1 protein-coding gene is annotated in these 250 nt (G+C 38.4%); it reads left to right on the forward strand.

All coding sequences use genetic code 11. From position 1 onward, the window contains the following. Positions 1-52 precede the first annotated feature (52 nt). Positions 53-250, forward strand: a 198-nt coding sequence (locus WFH18_RS18130) for a transposase (RefSeq protein WP_336755455.1), incomplete at its 3' end; no start/stop codon positions are given.

The following is a 250-nucleotide window of genomic DNA, read 5'->3' on the forward strand; positions in this document are numbered from 1 at the left end:
TGATAACCGCTATGCGTGGACAAAGATAGGTGATGTTCATGCGGTTGATGCAATAAGATTAAAACGAGTTAATGTCATGGGGTGTTTGCTTTCAACGGGGAAACTGGTGACTAGTTGTTTACAAGAGTCAGTGACAAGCACTTGGTTTTATGCCTATTTAACTGGAATAGCTCAACAAGTAAAACAGACGTATAACCTTCCATTGGTTCTTATTGTTGATAATGCCTCGATTCATAGAAGTAAAAAGATG

Source organism: Acinetobacter sp. USHLN143 (assembly GCF_037145695.1).
Lineage (GTDB): Bacteria > Pseudomonadota > Gammaproteobacteria > Pseudomonadales > Moraxellaceae > Acinetobacter > Acinetobacter fasciculus.